This is a genomic window from Stenotrophomonas sp. YJH_SMC_37 (genome assembly GCF_059370035.1).
Window position 1 is genome coordinate 366,230 of the sequence record NZ_JCAFTG010000004.1, and the last position, 16,312, is coordinate 382,541.

Annotated in this window: 15 protein-coding genes; 9 read left to right on the forward strand and 6 right to left on the reverse strand. The window is 66.5% G+C overall.

Annotated features, from left to right (window positions below; all coding sequences use genetic code 11):
- Positions 1-2: 2 nt before the first annotated feature.
- On the reverse strand, positions 3-902 hold the full coding sequence (gene tesB, locus AC5P8J_RS08695; RefSeq protein WP_032953622.1) for an acyl-CoA thioesterase II: 900 nt from the start codon (positions 900-902) through the stop codon (positions 3-5).
- 151 nt (positions 903-1,053) lie between these two features.
- Positions 1,054-1,830 (reverse strand): enoyl-CoA hydratase/isomerase family protein, encoded by a 777-nt coding sequence (locus AC5P8J_RS08700; RefSeq protein WP_019659300.1) that lies wholly within the window; start codon positions 1,828-1,830, stop codon positions 1,054-1,056.
- Between the two features lie 34 nt (positions 1,831-1,864).
- On the opposite strand from AC5P8J_RS08700, the gene AC5P8J_RS08705 reads away from it, so the two are divergent.
- Positions 1,865-2,311 carry a copper chaperone PCu(A)C gene (locus AC5P8J_RS08705; protein WP_134730360.1) on the forward strand — a complete coding sequence of 149 codons (447 nt, stop codon included), beginning with the start codon at positions 1,865-1,867 and terminating at the stop codon, positions 2,309-2,311.
- 38 nt (positions 2,312-2,349) lie between these two features.
- Here AC5P8J_RS08705 and AC5P8J_RS08710 read toward each other — a convergent pair whose 3' ends face one another.
- The 3 genes from AC5P8J_RS08710 to uvrA all read right to left on the reverse strand — a co-directional run bounded on the left by AC5P8J_RS08710 (position 2,350) and on the right by uvrA (position 6,563).
- The gene (locus AC5P8J_RS08710; protein ID WP_494540041.1) at positions 2,350-3,075 is read right to left on the reverse strand and encodes an enolase; all 726 of its coding nucleotides are present in this window, start codon (positions 3,073-3,075) and stop codon (positions 2,350-2,352) included.
- 90 nt (positions 3,076-3,165) lie between these two features.
- Entirely contained in the window at positions 3,166-3,573 is a 408-nt protein-coding gene (locus AC5P8J_RS08715) for an acyl-CoA thioesterase (RefSeq protein ID WP_019659297.1), read from the reverse strand.
- Positions 3,573-6,563, reverse strand: a complete 2,991-nt coding sequence (gene uvrA, locus AC5P8J_RS08720) for an excinuclease ABC subunit UvrA (RefSeq protein WP_494540042.1) — start codon at positions 6,561-6,563, stop codon at positions 3,573-3,575. The genes AC5P8J_RS08715 and uvrA overlap by 1 nt, the downstream gene beginning before the upstream one ends.
- A gap of 338 nt (positions 6,564-6,901) precedes the next feature.
- Here uvrA and rplU point away from each other — a divergent pair, with 338 nt between their 5' ends.
- The 3 genes from rplU (at position 6,902) to cgtA (ending at position 8,722) form a co-directional block, all read left to right on the forward strand.
- Positions 6,902-7,210: a 50S ribosomal protein L21 gene (gene rplU, locus AC5P8J_RS08725; protein ID WP_005408557.1), complete on the forward strand. Its 309-nt coding sequence runs from the start codon at positions 6,902-6,904 to the stop codon at positions 7,208-7,210.
- Positions 7,211-7,228: 18 nt separating this feature from the next.
- Positions 7,229-7,492, forward strand: a complete 264-nt coding sequence (rpmA, locus tag AC5P8J_RS08730; RefSeq protein ID WP_005408558.1) for a 50S ribosomal protein L27 — start codon at positions 7,229-7,231, stop codon at positions 7,490-7,492.
- Between the two features lie 177 nt (positions 7,493-7,669).
- Positions 7,670-8,722 (forward strand): Obg family GTPase CgtA, encoded by a 1,053-nt coding sequence (gene cgtA / locus AC5P8J_RS08735; RefSeq protein WP_021202450.1) that lies wholly within the window; start codon positions 7,670-7,672, stop codon positions 8,720-8,722.
- Positions 8,723-8,889: 167 nt separating this feature from the next.
- On the opposite strand, the gene rpsT is transcribed toward cgtA, so the two are convergent.
- Positions 8,890-9,159, reverse strand: coding sequence for a 30S ribosomal protein S20 (rpsT, locus tag AC5P8J_RS08740; protein ID WP_005408560.1), 270 nt, complete (start codon positions 9,157-9,159; stop codon positions 8,890-8,892).
- A 116-nt stretch (positions 9,160-9,275) separates the two neighbouring features.
- Here rpsT and murJ point away from each other — a divergent pair, with 116 nt between their 5' ends.
- From murJ to ispH, 5 genes are all read left to right on the forward strand, one after another.
- Positions 9,276-10,880: a murein biosynthesis integral membrane protein MurJ gene (murJ, locus tag AC5P8J_RS08745; RefSeq protein ID WP_032955127.1), complete on the forward strand. Its 1,605-nt coding sequence runs from the start codon at positions 9,276-9,278 to the stop codon at positions 10,878-10,880.
- A 75-nt stretch (positions 10,881-10,955) separates the two neighbouring features.
- Positions 10,956-11,903 carry a bifunctional riboflavin kinase/FAD synthetase gene (locus AC5P8J_RS08750; RefSeq protein ID WP_019659293.1) on the forward strand — a complete coding sequence of 316 codons (948 nt, stop codon included), beginning with the start codon at positions 10,956-10,958 and terminating at the stop codon, positions 11,901-11,903.
- Entirely contained in the window at positions 11,900-14,731 is a 2,832-nt protein-coding gene (ileS, locus tag AC5P8J_RS08755) for an isoleucine--tRNA ligase (RefSeq protein ID WP_494540043.1), read from the forward strand. Before AC5P8J_RS08750 ends, ileS begins: the two co-directional genes overlap by 4 nt.
- On the forward strand, positions 14,731-15,255 hold the full coding sequence (lspA, locus tag AC5P8J_RS08760) for a signal peptidase II (RefSeq protein ID WP_014646377.1): 525 nt from the start codon (positions 14,731-14,733) through the stop codon (positions 15,253-15,255). Before ileS ends, lspA begins: the two co-directional genes overlap by 1 nt.
- 27 nt (positions 15,256-15,282) lie before the next feature.
- Positions 15,283-16,233: a 4-hydroxy-3-methylbut-2-enyl diphosphate reductase gene (gene ispH / locus AC5P8J_RS08765; RefSeq protein WP_019659291.1), complete on the forward strand. Its 951-nt coding sequence runs from the start codon at positions 15,283-15,285 to the stop codon at positions 16,231-16,233.
- Positions 16,234-16,312 lie beyond the last annotated feature (79 nt).

The window sequence follows — 16,312 nt, forward strand, 5'->3', positions numbered from 1 at the left end:
TTTTACTCCTTGGCCGGCACGGCGGCCGCGGCAGCCTGGTCGGGAACCACGCGGATCAGGCCTTCCTGCGCGGTGCTGGCCACCAGCACGCCGTTGCGGGTGAAGAACTGGCCGCGGGCCAGGCCGCGCGAATCCTGCGCGCTGGGGCTGTCCAGCGAATACAGCAGCCAGTCGTCGGCACGGAACGGGCGGTGGAACCAGATCGCGTGGTCGAGCGAGGCCATCTGCACGTGCGGGTGGTAGTAGCTGATGCCGTGCGGGAACGTCGCCGTGCCCAGCAGGTGGAAGTCGGAGGCGTAGGCCAGCAGCGCCTGGTGCAGTTCGGGCGCATCGCCGACCGGTTCGCTCAGGCGCAGCCACACCTGGTGGTAGGGCGGGCGCTTGGGCGGGTTCAGTTCATCGCGCGGGTAGACGTGGCGGAACTCGAACGGGCCGCCACGCGACAGCCAGCGCTGCACCTTGATCGGCAGTCGCTCCAGCACCTCGGCCGGCAGCGGCCGGTTCGGTTCGATGTCTTCCGGCTGCGGCACCTCGGGCATCTTGTGCTGGTGCTCGGCGCCGGTCTCGGCCTGCTGGAAAGAGGCCGCGCAGAAGAAGATCACCTTGCCGTGCTGGATCGCGGTGACCCGTCGCACCGAGAAGCTGCCGCCATCGCGGGTGCGGTCCACGTCGTAGACGATCGGGTGGTCGATGTTGCCAGCGCGCAGGAAATAGGCGTGCAGCGAGTGCACGTGGCGGCCATTGTCGACCGTGGCCTGCGCTGCGGCCAGCGCCTGGCCCAGCACCTGCCCGCCGAACACGTACTTGGTGCCGATGTCGCGGCTCTGCCCGCGGAACAGGTTGTCCTCCAGCCGCTCCAGCGTGAGCAGGTCGATCAGCTCGGAGACGACGGGTTCGGGCATGTCGTTCAAGGGGGCGGCCACAGCAGTGAAGAGGCCCCGATTATACCGGTGCAGGCCGGCTGCCCGATCTTCGGTAGTGCCGGCCGCTGGCCGGCAACCTCATGATCCTCTTGGACTGCCTGTGGCTGCCGGCCAGCGGCCGGCACTACCGTTATTTGCCGAGGCGGGCCACCAGCGCCTGCAGCGCGTTCTGTGCATCCGGGGCGAACCAGGCCTCGACGAAGCGGTCGAGCTGGATCAGGTCCGGGTGCAGCGCCTCGTGCAGGTCGGCGCGGGCGATGGCGCGGGTCAGCAACATCGGCTGGCGCGGCTGCTTGAGCAGGTTCTGCAGCCAGGCCACGGCACGTGCCACCACCAGGTCACCCTCGGCCAGCTCATCGACCAGCCCGATCTGCAGTGCCTGTTCGGCCGGCACCAGCGAACCGGTGGTGAGCAGCACGCCGGCACGGTGCACACCCACCGCACGCCGCAGCAGCCGCTGGATGCCCTCCGGCGCGATCAGGCCGACCTGCACTTCGTTCAGGCCGATGGCATACGGGCGCGACGGATCGGCGCTGCGCGCCATCACCCGGTAGTCGCAGCACAGCGCCAGCACGCAGCCACCGGCCGGCGCGTGGCCGGTGATCGCGGCCACCACCGGGATACGGCTCTCGGCCAGCGTGCGCACCGCGCCGAAGAAGGCGTTCCAGGTGTCCAGCAGCCTGTGCTTGTCATCGCCGTGCGAGAGCAGGTGCGGCACGTCCATGCCTCCGGTGAAGATGCGCTCGCTGCCCGACAGCACGATGCCGTGCGCGTCTTCGGCCATGGCCAGCTCGATGGCGTGGATCAACTGCCGGCACAGGTCGGTGTCCAGTGCATTGACCGGCGGCCGCGCCAGGCGCAGCTCGCGGATGGGGCCGTGGTTGATCACCTCGATGAGCGTCGTCATGCTGCGGTCTCGTTGCGAAGAAGGAACCTGGGCGATGATAACCAAACCATTCGTTGGCGTACTGTGGGTTCTGTGTGCGGCCGCAGCATCGGCTTCAGCGGCCGAACCGGCCTGCGTCACGGTGGAGCAGGGCTGGGCGCGGTTGCCACCGAATCCGGCGATGCCGATGACCGCTGGTTACGGCGTGATCCACAACGGCTGCAGCAAGGCGGTGGCGATCACTGGCGCAGCCAGCAGCAGCTTCGATGATGTGTCACTGCACGAGACCACGATTGTCGATGGCGTCAGCCGGATGCGCGCGATCGAACGCCTGCCGCTGGCGCCGGGCGCGCGTGCCGAGCTCAAGCCCGGCGGCCTGCACCTGATGCTGATGCAGGGCAAGGGCGCGTTGAAGGAAGGCCAGGCGTTGCCGTTGCGGCTGCAGCTGGAAGGCGGCGGCGAAGCGAGTGCGACGTTGACCGTGCGCAAGGCTGCGCCGTAACGCGTCGCCCGTTGCGCCGGGCCATGCCCGGCGGGATGCTACGTCCAGTCGTACGAGAACAGCACCGTGCGGCTCACCGGCTCATACAGCATCACTATCGCGTCGGCGCCGGTGGCGCACCAGTTGTAGCCAGCGACTTCGGCCACTGCGAAGAACTTGTGGCCACCGTGGCGGATGATCGCCAGTTCGGCATCATCTGGAGCATGCCGGTCGTTGGCGGCGTCGGTGAATTCCAGGGTGAAGGCGGCCGGAATATCGGCTGTTTCGATCCAGTTGCCACAGGAAATCCGTCCACCCAGCGTATCCAGGTAATCGCGCTCGCTGGGCTCGTCCTTGCCATAGCGCGAGTAGCAGGCCAGGCGGCCGTGCGTGGCATGGTAGTCACGCGCCTTGGCATAGCTCTCGCGCATCTGCACGATGTGTTTCCGCGCGTGCTTGTCATCCACCCGATCGCCGATGAAATAGCCCTCGTTGCCGAGGAAGCGCATCTGGTTGCCGGCGGTCAGCTCGAAGGCGATCCAGTTGGTGCTGGTGAAGTCGTTGTGGTGTTCTTCGGTGGTCTCGCCGATGCAGCCGTCGTACGGCTCGATCGGGCACAGCATCGTTGCCACCTGGCCGGCCAGTTCAGGGCGCAGCACACCGAGGTCGATCTTCAGCAGCGGCAGCAGATGCTGGGCGAGCCACGCCTGGTCAGCGGGGAAGACATCGGTAGGGAAGGGGACCATGCCGGGCAGCAGGTCGCGCAGTTCAGTCTGGTGGATCATCTCAGTCCTTTGAATGGGATCGGTAGTGCCGGCCGCTGGCCGGCATGCGCGAAGCATCTGGAGGTTGCCGGCCAGCGGCCGGCACTACCTTCAGGTGGAAGCGCTGCGGATCGCCTCCGGCAGCGGTGCGCTCCTGCCGGTCTGCGTATCCATCCAGACCACCACCACGTTGCCATCCGAGTACAGCTTCGAGTCGTCCTGCTGGTCGACGATGCGGTGGCCGATGGTCACGCTGCTGTTGCCCAGGCGCTCGACGAACAGCTCGACCAGGATGTCGTTGGGCCACACGATCGGCAGGCGGTAGTTGACGTTGGTCGCGGCCACCACCGGTGCGATGCGGTCGGTCATCGACACGCCTTCCACGCCCAGCATCCAGCGCACGCGCGCTTCCTCCAGGTAGGAAATGTACTTGGCATTGTTGACGTGGCCCATGCTGTCCATGTCACGCCAGCGCACGCTGATCGGGATGCGGGCCAGGATCTTGTGTTCGCTGCTCATCAGGCGTCCTTCTTCTTGCGGGTCGTCGCGGTCTTGCTGGTCTTGCCGGTGCTCCTGGCAGCCACCGCCTTCTTCGCCGGCTTCTCAGGCTTCAGCTTGCGTGGCGGACGGGCGTCGGGCTTGTTGGCCACCGCAGCCGGTTGCTCCGGGCGCGCGCTGGTGGAGGGCAGCATGCGGGCCAGGAACTGGCCGGTGTACGACTGCGGGCAGGCCGCCACATCCTCCGGCGTGCCGGTGACCAGGATGGTGCCACCGCGATGGCCGCCTTCCGGGCCCAGATCCACGATCCAGTCGGCGGTCTTGATCACGTCCAGGTTGTGCTCGATCACCACCACCGTGTTGCCTTCGTCGCGCAGCTTGTGCAGCACGCCCAGCAGCGCTTCGATGTCGTGGAAGTGCAGGCCGGTGGTCGGCTCGTCGAGGATGTACAGGGTGCGGCCGGTATCGCGGCGCGACAGTTCCTTGGACAGCTTCACGCGCTGGGCTTCACCACCGGACAGCGTGGTCGCGCTCTGGCCCAGCTTGATGTAGCTCAGGCCCACGTCCACCAGCGTTTCCAGCTTGCGCGCGATCGACGGCACCGGCTCGAACAGCTTCAGCGCATCCTCGACGGTCATTTCCAGCACGTCGTTGATGTTGAAGCCCTTGTAAAGGATCTCCAGCGTTTCGCGGTTGTAGCGCTTGCCGTGGCAGACATCGCAGGGCACGTACACGTCCGGCAGGAAGTGCATCTCCACCTTGATCAGGCCGTCGCCCTGGCAGGCCTCGCAGCGGCCGCCGCGCACGTTGAAGCTGAAACGGCCCGGCGAATAGCCGCGCGCACGCGCCTCCGGCACCTGTGCGAACAACTCGCGCAGCGGCGTGAACAGGCCGGTGTAGGTGGCCGGGTTCGATCGCGGGGTGCGGCCGATCGGCGACTGGTCGATGTCCACCACCTTGTCGAACAGATCCAGGCCATCAATCTCCCTGTACGGCGCAACCGGGTGCGAGGCACCGTTGATCTCGTTGGCAGCCAGCGAGAACAGGGTATCGTTGATCAGGGTCGACTTGCCCGAGCCGGACACGCCCGTCACGCAGGTCAGCAGGCCCGCCGGAATCGCCAGGTCCACGCCCTTGAGGTTGTTGCCGCTGGCACCGCGCAGGTGCAGCGTCATCTTCGGGTTCGGCGTGTGCCGGCGAGCAGGAATCGCGATCGCGCGCTTGCCGGACAGGTACTGGCCGGTCAGCGAGCGCGGGGCCTCCAGAATGTCCTGCAGGGTGCCCTGGCCGACGATCTCGCCGCCATGCACACCCGCGCCCGGGCCGATGTCCAGCACGTAGTCGGCCAGGCGGATCGCGTCCTCGTCATGCTCGACCACGATCACCGTGTTGCCCAGGTCGCGCAGGCGGGTGAGGGTGCCCAACAGGCGTTCATTGTCGCGCTGGTGCAGACCGATCGACGGTTCGTCGAGCACGTACATCACGCCCACCAGGCCGGCGCCGATCTGGCTGGCCAGGCGGATGCGCTGCGCCTCGCCACCGGACAGGGTGTCGGCCTTGCGTTCCAGGGTCAGGTAATCCAGGCCCACATCGACCAGGAAGCCGAGGCGCTCACCGATTTCCTTGACGATCTTCGCGGCGATCTCGCCACGCCAGCCCGGCAGGCTCAGCTCGCTGAAGAACTTCAGCGCCTCGTCGATCGGCAACACCACCAGCTCCGGCAGTGGGCGGTCGGCCACGAACACGTTGCGTGCCGCCTTGTTCAGGCGCGCGCCGTTGCACTCCGGGCACGGGCGTTCGCTGATGTACTTGGACAGCTCCTCGCGTACCGCCGGCGATTCGGTCTCCTTGTAGCGGCGTTCGAGGTTGGGAATGATGCCTTCGAAGCGGTGCTTGCGCTGGGTGCGGCCGCCGGCTTCGGTGAAGTAGGTGAAGGTGATCGTTTCATCGCCGCTGCCGTACAGCACGGCCTGCTGCACCTTGGCTGACAGGGAGTTCCACGCAGCGTCCACGTCGAACCTGTAGTGCTTGGCCAGCGAGGCGATCAGCTGGAAGTAGTAGGCGTTGCGACGGTCCCAGCCTCGCACCGCACCGGCGGCCAGCGACAGCTCCGGATGCACCACCACCCGCGACGGATCGAAGAACTCGGCCATGCCCAGGCCATCGCAGCCGGGGCACGCACCCATCGGTGCATTGAACGAGAACAGGCGCGGTTCCAGCTCCGGCAGCGAGTAGTCGCAGACCGGGCAGGAGTACTTGGAGGAGAACAGCGTGGGCGAAGCATCGGCGCTGTCCAGGCTCTGCACCGAGGCCATGCCATCGCCCAGCTTGAGCGCCGTTTCAAAGCTCTCGGCCAGGCGCTGCTTGATGTCCTCGCGCGGGCGGAAGCGGTCGATCACCGCCTCGATGGTGTGTTTCTGGCGCAGCGCCAGCGGCGGCACCGCATCGATTTCGTGCAGCTCGCCGTCCACGCGCACACGCACGAAGCCCTGCGCGCGCAGCTGGTCGAAGACCTGTGCGTGTTCGCCCTTGCGGTCACGGATGACCGGGGCCAGCAGCATGTAGCGCTGCTCCGGGTCCAGGGTCAGCACCTGGTCGACCATCTGGCTGACCGTCTGCGCCTCCAGTGGGTAGCCGTGGTCCGGGCAGCGCGGGGTGCCCACGCGTGCGTACAGCAGGCGCAGGTAGTCGTAGATCTCGGTGATGGTGCCGACCGTCGAACGCGGGTTGTGCGAGGTCGACTTCTGCTCGATCGAGATGGCCGGGGACAGGCCTTCGATGTGGTCCAGGTCCGGCTTTTCCATCACGCTCAGGAACTGGCGCGCATAGGCCGACAGCGACTCGACGTAGCGGCGCTGGCCTTCTGCATAGATGGTGTCGAACGCCAGCGAGGACTTGCCCGAACCGGACAGGCCGGTGATCACGATCAGCTTGTCGCGGGGCAGGTCGAGGTCGAGGTTCTTCAGGTTGTGCGTCCGCGCGCCGCGGATGCGGATGAAATCCATCGCCATGGGGGATCCGGTTGTGGGGGCGTTGGCTGGGTGCCGGGCCAGCAGGGAACGGCAATCGGTCAGCCTACCGAGGTGACCAGATGGGGGCAATGGGCGACAATGCCACCCCGGCGTCTCACGTTGTGAGACCGGCCGACAGCTTTGTGTAGGGTCGGGCCATGTGCAGCGGCCTGGACCGCGAACCGTTCAGCCGTGCATGGCTCGGCCTGCAGGCCCGGGCCCGTGGGTCGTTCAGGGGTTGACTTGACCCGCGCCCGCTGATCTGCGTACAATCCCGCTCCTGTCCGCCCTCGATGGCGGCAGTTCAGACCACAATAACTACAGAGGAAGGCCTGGTCATGTACGCAGTACTGGTCACCGGCGGTAAGCAATACCGCGTGGCGCAGGGCGAAAAGCTCCGCATTGAAAAGCTCGAAGTCGAAGTCGGCAGCGAGATCAAGTTCGACAACATCCTGATGCTGGGTGACAGCGATGGCGTGAAGCTGGGCGATGCGCTGAAGGGCGCTGCCGTCACCGCCAAGGTCCTGTCCCAGGGTCGTGCTGACAAGGTGCGGATCATCAAGTTCCGTCGCCGCAAGCACCACATGAAGCGTCAGGGTCACCGTCAGTACTACACCGAAATCGAGATCACCGGCATCGCCGGCTAAGTATCAGGAGAAGCAGTCATGGCACATAAAAAGGGCGTAGGCTCCTCGCGCAACGGTCGCGACTCCAACCCGAAGTACCTGGGCGTCAAGATCTTTGGCGGCCAGGCCATCGAAGCCGGCAACATCATCGTGCGTCAGCGCGGCACCCAGTTCCACCCGGGCACCGGCGTTGGCCTGGGCCGTGACCACACCCTGTTCGCCCTCGTGGACGGCAAGGTGGAGTTCTCGGTCAAGGGCGCCAAGAAGCGCCGCACCGTCAGCATCGTCTCGGCCGACGCCTGATCCAGGCATCGCCGGCACCCGTGCCCCGGCATGGGAGTGCTGCATGAAGAGCCCCGCTTCGGCGGGGCTTTTCGTTAGAGTTGAAGCAAGACCGGCTGGGCCGGGTTACCGGCCCGCGGCCGGCATGACATTCAAGGTGGCGGCCAGCAGGCCGCGCCCATCGCAGGCATCGAAACAATGAAACTGGTAGACGAAGCAGAAATCGAAGTGTTCGCCGGCAACGGCGGCAACGGCTGCATTGGCTTCCGTCGCGAGAAGTTCATTCCGCTCGGCGGCCCGGACGGCGGCGACGGCGGTGCGGGCGGCAGCGTTTACATCCGCGCCGACGAAAACCTGAACACCCTGGTCGACTTCCGCCATGAGCGCATCTTCAAGGCGCAGCGTGGCGAGAACGGCATGGGCCGCCAGGCCTACGGCAAGGGCGGCGAAGACCTGACCATCACCGTGCCGGTCGGCACCGTGGTCATCAACGTTGCCACCGATGAAGTCATCGGCGACCTGACCCGGCACGGCGACCGCCTGCTGGTGGCCAAGGGCGGCCGCGGTGGCCTGGGCAACATGCACTTCAAGAGCTCGACCAATCGCTCGCCGCGCCAGGCGCTGCCGGGCGAGCCGGGTGAGGAGCGCACGCTGAAGCTGGAGCTGAAGCTGCTGGCCGACGTCGGCCTGCTGGGCTTCCCCAATGCCGGCAAGAGCACCCTGATCCGTGCCGTTTCGGCTGCAACGCCGAAGGTGGCCGATTACCCGTTCACCACGCTGTACCCGAACCTGGGTGTGGTGAAGGTGGAAAACCACCGCAGCTTCGTGATCGCCGACATTCCGGGCCTGATCGAAGGCGCGGCGGATGGTGCCGGCCTGGGTGCGCAGTTCCTGCGCCACCTGCAGCGCACCCGCCTGCTGCTGCACCTGGTGGACATCTCGCCGATGGAAGGCGGCGTGGAGGGGATTTCGCCGGTGGAGCAGGTGCGTGCGATCGAACGCGAGCTGGAGAAGCACGATCCGGAGCTGCTGAACAAGCCGCGCTGGCTGGTGCTGAACAAGGCTGACCTGATGTTCGAAGACGAGGCGCAGGCCGCGGCCGAGCAGATCGTCGCCGAACTGGGCTGGAAGGAGCCGTGGTTCCTGGTCTCCGCGCTGGGCCGCGAAGGTACTTTCCCGATCATGAGCCGGATCATGGCCTTCTTCGATCGCCAGAAGGAAGAAGAGCAGGAAGCCCGCAACGCGCAGTAATGCCGTTGTGGTTCCATGCGAAAAACCCGGCTTCGGCCGGGTTTTTCATTTGGTAGTGCCGGCCGCGCGGCTCCGCGGATCGCCCGGACCGCAGGCAACAAAAAACCCGGCCGGGGCCGGGCTTTTGCCTGCAGCCCAACCCCGAAGGGCAGGGCGGCAACGCCGGATCAGGCGGCCTTGAGGGCCTTGATGCGGTCGTTCAGGCGGCTCTTGTGGCGAGCAGCCTTGTTCTTGTGGATCAGGCCACGCGCGCTGAAGCGATCCAGGATCGGCTGGGCAACGGCGAAGGCGGCTTCGGCGCCGGCGGCATCGTTGGCGTCCAGCGCCTTGATCACTTTCTTGACAGCGGTGCGCAGCATCGAGCGCTGAGCCACGTTGCGCGCGTTGCGCACGACGGTCTGCTTGGCGCGCTTCTTGGCGGACTTGATATTGGCCACGGTGGTGGTTTCCTGAAAAATCGGTGTTATGGGAACAGCAAGCTAGCTAGTATGATGGCGTAAGAAATGCACGTCAAGTCGATTGTCAAGAGGGACGCTGAGTGAGTTCACCCAAGTTGTTGCGGGGCCTGCTGTCGTTCAGCAGCATGACCATGGTCTCGCGCGTTCTCGGACTTGTCCGGGACTTCGTGGTGACCACCACGTTCGGCACCAACGCCATCACTGATGCTTTCTGGGTCGCCTTCAGGGTACCCAATTTCCTGCGGCGTTTGTTCGCCGAGGGCTCGTTTGCCACCGCTTTCGTGCCCGTGTTCACGGAAGTGAAGGAAACCCGCAGCCACGCCGAACTGCGCGAACTGATGGCGCGCACCGCCGGCACCCTGGGCGGGGTGCTGATGCTGGTCACCGCACTGGCGCTGATCTTCGCGCCGCAGCTGGCCTCGGTCTTCTCCAGTGGCGTTGATACCGACCCGGTCAAGCAGGGCCTGCTGGTCGACCTGTTCCGCCTGACCTTCCCGTTCCTGCTGTTCGTCTCGCTGACCGCACTGGCCGGCGGTGCGCTGAACAGCTTCCAGCGCTTCGCGATGCCGGCGCTGACCCCGGTCATTCTCAACCTGTGCATGATCGCCGGTGCGCTGTGGCTGGCGCCGCGGCTGGGCGGCACGCCAGAAAAGCAGATCCTGGCGCTGGGCTGGGCGGTGCTGGCGGCCGGCATCCTGCAGTTGCTGTTCCAGCTGCCCTCGCTGAAGGGCATCAACCTGCTGACCCTGCCGCGCTGGGGCTGGAGCCATCCGGGCGTGCGCAAGGTGATGACGCTGATGGTGCCGACCCTGTTCGGTTCCTCTGTGGCGCAGATCAACCTGCTGCTGGACACGGTGATCGCGGCCAAGCTGACCGATGGCTCGCAGTCCTGGCTGTCGCTGGCCGACCGCTTCCTGGAGCTGCCGCTGGGCGTGTTCGGCGTGGCGCTGGGCACGGTGATCCTGCCGGCGCTGGCCCGCCATCACGTCAGTACCGACCGCGAGGGCTTCTCGCGCTCGTTGGACTGGGGCCTGCGCATGACCCTGCTGATCTCGGTGCCGGCCATGCTGGGCCTGCTGCTGCTGGCCGAGCCGCTGATCGCGACCATCTTCCAGCACGGCCAGTTCAGTGCCTTCGATACCCGCATGACCGCGTTGTCGGTGTACGGCCTGAGCTTCGGCCTGCCGGCATTCGCCCTGCTGAAGGTGGTACTGCCGGCTTTCTACGCCCGCCAGGACACCAAGACGCCGGTGCGCGCGGGTGTGGCCGCGCTGGTGGCCAACATGGTGTTCAACTTCGCCCTTCTGGCGGTGTTGTACCAGGTGATGGTGCCGGACGAGCTGAAGGCGCAGGGCGTGATGGCGGCCATCGGCAAGCAGCCGGGCCTGCACCTGGCGCTGGGCATTGCCAGTGCGCTGTCCAGTTACCTGAACCTGGGCCTGCTCTGGTACTGGCTGGGCAAGACCGATGTCTACCGCCGCCGGCCGGGCTGGGCTGGCTATCTGCTGCGGCTGCTGCTGGCCTGCGCGGCCATGGTCGGGGTGCTGCTGGCCCTGCTGCACTGGCTGCCAGGCTTCTCGGCGATGACTGTGTGGGAGCGGATCGGCGCCCTGGCGCTGCTGGTCGGTGGCGGTGGCGCGACCTACGCGGTTGCCATGGTGGCGATGGGCTTCCGCCCGCGCGACCTGCGTGGGCATTGATCGTGCGCCGTGACGGCTATACTTCAGGGTTACACCATTGAAGCGGCGGCCCCGGTCGGGCCGGAACGAGAGTTGATGAGCAGGCTGTTCAGAAGCGTGGAGGGCGGGGCGCTGTTCCCCAACGGAAGCGTGGTCTGTATCGGTGCATTTGACGGCCTCCACCTGGGCCATCGTGCGCTGGTGCGCCACGCGGTTGCCCGCGCGCGCGCCTTGGGCGTGGCCGCAGTGGCCGTGGCATTCGAGCCGCTGCCGCGTGAATTCTTTTCCCAGGGCACGCCGCCACCGCGGCTGACCCTGGCGCGCAGCAAGGTCGAGATCCTGCGCGAGCTCGGTGTGGATGCGATCGGACTGTTGCGTTTCGACGCGGCGATGGCAGCGATGCCGGCCGAGGATTTCGTCCACCGGCTGCTGGCCCACCGCCTGGGCGCACGCGAAGTGTGGATCGGCCCGGAGTTCTGCTTCGGCAACCGCCGCCGTGGCGACCTGGCCCTGCTGCAGAAGATGGGCGCTGCACTGGGCTTCACCGCGGGCGAGATCGAAGCGGTGGATCTGCATGGCGAGCGCATTTCCAGCACCCGCATCCGCCAGCTGCTGCAGCAGGGCGACTTCGCCCGTGCCAACGACCTGCTGGGCCGTCCCTACGCGATCAGCGGCCGGGTGGTGCGCGGTCGACAGCTTGGCCGTACGCTGGGTTTCCCCACTGCCAACCTGCGTTTCCCGAAGACGCCGGCGCTGTCGGGTATCTACGCGACCTGGGTGCATGGTGTGTTCGACCAACCGTGGCCATCGGTGTCCAGCTTCGGCACGCGGCCGACGGTGGAGGGCGTGGAGCCGCTGCTGGAAGCCCACCTGTTCGATTTCCAGGGTGACCTGTACGGTCGCCACATCGACGTGGAATTCGTCGCCAAGCTGCGCGACGAAGAGAAGTTCAATGATCTGGCGGCGCTGACCGACCAGATGCACCGCGACGCCGAACAGGCGCGCGCCATCCTTTCCGAACATAGATTGCGAGCCACTGCGTGAGCCAGGACTACAAGACCACCCTGAACCTGCCAGCCACCGAATTCCCGATGCGCGGCGACCTGCCCAAGCGCGAGCCGGGCATTCTGGCGCGGTGGGAAGCGCAGGGGCTCTACCAGCAGCTGCGCGACAACGCCGCCGGCCGCCCGCTGTTCGTGCTGCACGACGGCCCCCCGTACGCCAACGGCCGCATCCACCTCGGCCACGCGGTCAACAAGATCCTGAAGGACATCATCGTCAAGTCGCGCTACCTGGCCGGCTTCGATGCGCCCTATGTGCCGGGCTGGGACTGCCATGGCCTGCCGATCGAGATCGCGGTGGAAAAGAAGTGGGGCAAGGTCGGCACCAAGCTCGACGCCGTCGAATTCCGCCAGAAGTGCCGCGAGTTCGCCGAAGAGCAGATCAATATCCAGCGCGTGGACTTCAAGCGGCTGGGCGTGACCGGTGACTGGGACAACCCGTACAAGACCCTGAGCTTCGACTTCGAAGCCAACGAGATCCGCGCGCTGTCCAAGGTCGTGGCCAACGGTCACCTGGTGCGCGGCGCCAAGCCGGTGTACTGGTGCTTCGACTGTGGCTCGGCGCTGGCCGAGGCCGAGATCGAGTACCAGGAAAAGGAATCGCCGGCGATCGACGTGGCCTACGCCGCGCGCGATGCCCAGGCCATCGGCCAGGCGTTCGGCGTGAGCGTGCCGGCCGACGTGGAAGTGGCCGTACCGATCTGGACCACCACCCCGTGGACGCTGCCGGCCTCGCTGGCGGTGTCGCTGGGCGCGGAGATCCGCTACGTGCTGGCCGAAGGCCCGGCGCACAACGGCAAGCGCCGTTGGCTGGTGCTGGCTGCGGCGCTGGCCGAGCGCGCGCTGCAGCGCTATGGCGTCGAAAACGTGGTGCTGCACGGTGAAACCACCGGTGCGGCGCTGGAGAACCAGCTGCTGGCGCACCCGTTCTACCCGGAGCGCGAGATCCTGGTGCTCAACGGCGACCACGTCTCCGACGAGGACGGTACCGGTGCGGTGCACACCGCCCCCGGCCACGGCCAGGAAGACTTCGTGGTCAGCCAGAAGTACGGCCTGCTGGACAAGTACAACGCTGGCCAGGTGACCCCGATCGACGGTCGTGGCGTGTACCTGGAATCGACCCCGCCGGCCGGTGACGTGGTGCTGGCCGGCCAGCACCTGTGGAAGGCGCAGGAGGCCATCGTCGGCGTGCTGCGCGAGAACGGTTCGCTGCTGGCGTTCCATCCGATCCGCCACAGCTACCCGCACTGCTGGCGCCACAAGACGCCGGTGGTGTTCCGCGCCACCCCGCAGTGGTTCATCTCGATGGACAAGGCCAACCTGCGCAACGATGCGCTGGCCGCCATCGACACCGTCGGCTGGTTCCCGACCTGGGGGAAGGCGCGCATCCAGAGCATGGTCGACGGCCGCCCGGACTGGACCATCTCGCGCCAGCGCACCTGGGGCGTGCCGATCGCACTGTTCACCCACCGGCAGACCGGCGAGATCCATCCGCGTTCGGTGGAGCTGATGCAGCAGGTCGCCGACCGCGTCGAAGCCGAGGGCATCGACGTGTGGTACTCGCTGGATGCCGCCGAACTGCTGGGCGCTGAAGCCGCCGACTACGAGAAGGTCACCGACATCCTCGACGTCTGGTTCGATTCGGGTGTGACCCATGAAGGCGTGCTCGCCGCGTGTGGCTTCGGCAAGCCGGCCGACCTGTACCTGGAAGGTTCCGACCAGCACCGCGGCTGGTTCCAGTCCTCGCTGCTTACCGGCGTGGCGATCGACAAGCGCGCCCCGTACAAGCAGTGCCTGACCCACGGCTTCACCGTGGATGAGCACGGCCGCAAGATGTCCAAGTCGCTGGGCAACGGCATCGAGCCGCAGGACATCATGAACAAGCTGGGCGCGGACATCCTGCGCCTGTGGATCGCCTCGGCCGACTACAGCAACGAGATGTCGCTGTCGCAGGAGATCCTGAAGCGCAATGCCGATGCCTACCGCCGCCTGCGCAACACCGCACGCTTCCTGCTCGGCAACCTGGACGGCTTCGACCCGGCGCTGCACCTGCAGCCGCTCGAGCAGATGGTCGCGCTGGACCGCTGGATCGTGCATCGCGCGTGGGAGCTGCAGGAGAAGATCAAGGCGGCCTACGACGGCTATAACATGGCCGAGATCGTGCAGCTGCTGCTGAACTTCTGCAGCGTGGACCTGGGCTCGCTGTACCTGGACGTGACCAAGGATCGCCTGTACACGATGCCGACCGATTCGCACGGTCGCCGTTCGGCACAGAGCGCGATGTACCACATCGCCGAAGCGTTCACCCGCTGGGTCGCGCCGATCCTGACCTTCACCGCCGACGAGCTGTGGGGCTACCTGCCGGGCGAGCATGCTGGCCATGTGCTGTTCACCACCTGGTACGACGGCCTGGCGCCGCTGCCGGCTGATGCCCAGCTCAACGCCGCCGACTTCGACCAGCTGCTGGCCGTGCGCGAACAGGTGGCCAAGGTGCTCGAGCCGATGCGGGCAAACGGCGCGATCGGTGCCGCACTGGAAGCGGAGATCACCATTGCCGCCAGCGAGGAGCAGGCCGCGCGCTGGCAGCCGCTGGCCGATGAACTGCGTTTCCTGTTCATCAGTGGCGACGTGCAGGTGCGCCCGGCGACCACCGACGAGGTGTTCGTCAGTGCCCAGCCGACCAGCAAGGCCAAGTGCGTGCGCTGCTGGCACCACCGCGCCGACGTCGGCAGCAACGCCGGCCATCCGGAACTGTGCGGCCGCTGCGTGAGCAACGTGACCGGCGCCGGCGAAGTGCGGAGCTGGTTCTGATGGCCGCGCCCCGTCCGCATCCGAACGCCCTGGTCTGGCTGCTGCTGTCGGTGGCCATCATCGGCCTGGACCAGTGGTCCAAGGCCTGGGTGCTGTCCAGCCTCCCGGAGTTCCAGCCGGTGGTGGTCATCGACGGCTTCTGGAACTGGTACCGCACCTATAACACCGGCGCGGCATTCAGTTTCCTGAGCGACGCCGGTGGTTGGCAGAAGTACTTCTTCACTGCACTGGCTATCGCCATCAGCGGCCTGATGGCCTGGTGGCTGCGCGGCACCGCCCGTGGCAACTGGAAGGCCGCGGTGCCGTATGCACTGATCATCGGCGGCGCCATCGGCAACGTGATCGACCGCCAGGTGCACGGTCACGTGGTCGACTTCATCCAGTGGTACGTGGGCAGCTACACCTGGCCCTCGTTCAACATCGCCGATTCGGCCATTGTGGTGGGTGCCATCGGCATCGCCCTGTTTGGCCTGTTCGACGGCAAGTCCGCCAAAAAGGCGGATAATGCCAACCCGAAACCGTAAGCCGGCCGCTGCCGGGAGATTGAACTGATGGATGTGCTGCTCGCCAACCCGCGTGGTTTCTGTGCCGGTGTCGATCGTGCGATCGAGATCGTCAAGCGCGCGATCGAAACGCTGGGCGCGCCCATCTATGTCCGCCATGAAGTGGTGCACAACCGCTTCGTGGTCGACGATCTGAAGCAGCGCGGCGCGATCTTCGTCGAGGAGCTCGATGAAGTGCCGGACAACAATACGGTGATCTTCAGTGCCCATGGCGTGTCCCAGGCGGTGCGCCAGGAAGCCGAGCGTCGTGGCCTGAAGGTGTTCGACGCCACCTGCCCGCTGGTGACCAAGGTCCACTTCGAAGTTGCCCGCCACTGCCGCGCTGGCCGTGACGTGGTGCTGATCGGCCACGCCGGTCACCCGGAAGTGGAGGGCACCATGGGCCAGTGGAACCGCGAAGCCGGTACCGGGCAGATCTACCTGGTCGAGGATGTCGAGCAGGTTGCGACGCTGCAGATCAACCAGCCGGACAACTTCGCCTACACCACCCAGACCACGCTGTCGGTGGATGACACGCGCGGCATCATCGATGCGCTGCGCGAGCGCTTCCCGGCGATGCAGGGCCCGAAGAACGACGACATCTGCTACGCCACGCAGAACCGCCAGGACGCCGTACGCGATCTGGCCAAGCGCTGCGACCTGGTGCTGGTGGTCGGTTCGCCGAACAGCTCCAACTCCAACCGCCTGAGCGAGCTGGCCCGCCGTGAAGGCGTGGAGTCGTACCTGATCGATGGCGCGCACGAGATCGACCCGGCGTGGGTGGCGGGCAAGCAGCACATCGGCGTGACCGCTGGCGCCTCGGCGCCGCAGGTGCTGGTCGACGGCGTGCTGGCACGCCTGGCCGAGCTGGGTGCCAGTGGCGTGTCCGAGCTGGACGGCGAGCCGGAATCGATGGTGTTCGCGCTGCCGAAGGAACTGCGCCTGCGCCTGGTCGACTGATCGGGAAAGGCCTCATCCACGCCACGCGTGGATAAGCACATCCATGACCTTTGGCCATGGGGCCCGCCATCGCACAGGC